Below are 2,336 nucleotides of genomic sequence, written 5' to 3' on the forward strand. Positions count from 1 at the left end.
GCGCTGGAGTACGACATCTTCCGCGAGGTCCGTGCGCAGGTCGCCGACGCGGCCGACCGCCTGCAGGCGCTCGCCGCCGACCTCGCGGATCTCGACGCGCTGCTCTCGCTCGCGACGGTCGCTGTAGGGCCGGAGTTCTGCCGGCCAGCGTTCCACGACGGCGACGAGTCGCTCGAGATCGAGGCCGGGCGCCACCCCGTCGTCGCACAGGCGCAGGAGGAGTTCGTGCCCAACGACGCCGACCTCCCCGCCGGCAGCGTCGCGCTGATCACCGGCCCCAACATGAGCGGGAAGTCGACGTACATGCGGCAGGTCGGGCTGATCTGCGTGCTCGCGCAGGCCGGCGGGTTCGTCCCCGCCGAGTCCGCGAGCCTCCCCGTGCTCGACCGCGTGTTCACCCGCGTCGGCGCCAGCGACGACATCGCGGGCGGGCAGTCGACGTTCATGCGCGAGATGAGCGAACTCACCGACATCCTCCACGACGCCACGGAGAACTCGCTGGTCCTGCTGGACGAGGTCGGGCGCGGCACCTCCACCGCCGACGGCCTCGCGATCGCCCGTGCGGCCACGGAGTTCCTCCACGACGAGGTGGGCGCCCGGACGCTGTTCGCGACCCACTACCACGACCTGACCGCGCTGGCCGACGAGCGCGAGGGAGTGTTCAATCTCCACTTCACCGCGATCCGTGACGGCGAGGACGTAACCTTCCTCCACCGCGTGGACGAGGGACCCTCGTCCTCCTCCTACGGCGTCGAGGTCGCCCGGATGGCCGGCGTCCCGGAGGCGGTCGTCGAGCGCTCGCGGGAGTTGGTAGAGGACGAGGAGACCACGGCGTCGGCAGACGCGACGACCGAACCGACGCAGGCCGCCACGGACGGCGCGGGCGTCGATACCGCTACCACGATCGACACCGACGACGCCGAACCCTCGCCGCCGCCGGGCCAGCAGACGCTGCCTGGAACCGAACCCGACGACACCGACACCGACGAGATCGCCGCCGAACTCCGCGACATCGACCTCGCTCGGACCACCCCCATCGAGGCGCTGAACCGCCTGCAGGAACTCCAGGACCGCGTCTCGCGATGAGCGACGCGACCGACCCGCCGACGGTCGAACGACTCGACGAGGAGACGGTCGACCCCATCGCGGCCGGCGAGGTGATCACCCGGCCCGCGCGGGTCGTCGGCGAACTGCTGGACAACGCGCTCGACGCCGGCGCCGACTCGATCCGGATCGAGATCGACGGCGACGGCACCGAACGAATCCGCGTATCGGACGACGGCCACGGGATGGCTCGCGCAGACGCCGCCCGAGCAGTCGAGCGTCACGCGACGAGCAAGCTCCGGGACGCCGCGGAGCTTCCGGCCACCACCAGCCTCGGCTTCCGGGGCGAGGCGCTCCCGAGCATCGCCGATGCAGGCCGGCTCGAACTGGTCACCAGCGACGGTAGCGAGCCGGGAACGCGGCTCGTGGTCGGCGACGAAGGCGACATCCGGATCACTGACGCCGGGCGCGCCCGTGGGACGACGGTGATCGTCCGCGATCTGTTCGGGGACCGTCCCGCGCGCCGCGAGTCGCTGGGCGGCGAGGGCGCGGAGTTCGCTCGGATCTCCGAACTGGTCGCGCGCTACGCGCTCACCCGGCCGGACGTGTCGTTCTCGCTCTCTCACGACGGCCGCGAGGTGTTCGAGACGCCCGGAAGCGGCGCTTACGAAGACGCGCTCGCGGCCGTCTACGACCGCCACGTTGCCGCGCGGTCGACGACGTTCGCCCACGAGACGACGCTCTCCGACGGCGAACAGCTCCACGTCGAGGGCGTCCTCGCGTACCCCTCGACGACGCGCGCGGACCGCTCACATCTCCGGACTGCGGTCAACGACCGCCCGGTCGTCGACGGAGGCCTCCGCCGCGCGGTCGAGCGGGGCTACGGCACGCTGCTGCCCGACGGCCGCCACCCGATCGCGGTGGTCTCGGTGTCGCTGCCGCCCGAAACCGTCGACGCGAACGTCCACCCCGCGAAGGCGGAGGTCGCGCTCTCGGCACGGGACGCGGTGGAGGCGGCGGTCGAGACCGGCGTGAACGACGCGCTCACGACCGCGGATCTCCGGCGCTCGGGCGAGGTCGCGATGGGGCTGGAGGAGTCGCTCGCGCCGAGAGAGAACGACTCCGCGCTCGCCGACGCCAAGGTACTCGGGCAGTTCCGCGAGACGTACCTGCTCTGTGCGGAGGGCGACGACCTGCTCGTGATCGACCAGCACGCGGCCCACGAGCGGGTGAACTTCGAGCGTCTGCGGGCCGCCGTTTCGGGTGCGTCGATCGAACGCGCGGAGTTTTCG

Annotated in this window: 2 protein-coding genes; both read left to right on the plus strand. The window is 71.9% G+C overall.

All coding sequences use genetic code 11. The annotated features are described in order from the left end of the window. A partial coding sequence (locus ACFR9S_RS10760; protein ID WP_417385087.1) for a MutS-related protein occupies positions 1-1,086 on the plus strand: 1,086 nt, incomplete at its 5' end. After that, positions 1,083-2,336, plus strand: a 1,254-nt coding sequence (gene mutL, locus ACFR9S_RS10765; RefSeq protein ID WP_379818614.1) for a DNA mismatch repair endonuclease MutL, incomplete at its 3' end; no start/stop codon positions are given. The genes ACFR9S_RS10760 and mutL, both read left to right, overlap by 4 nt.

The organism is Halolamina salina (assembly GCF_042678005.1).
GTDB lineage: Archaea > Halobacteriota > Halobacteria > Halobacteriales > Haloferacaceae > Halolamina > Halolamina salina.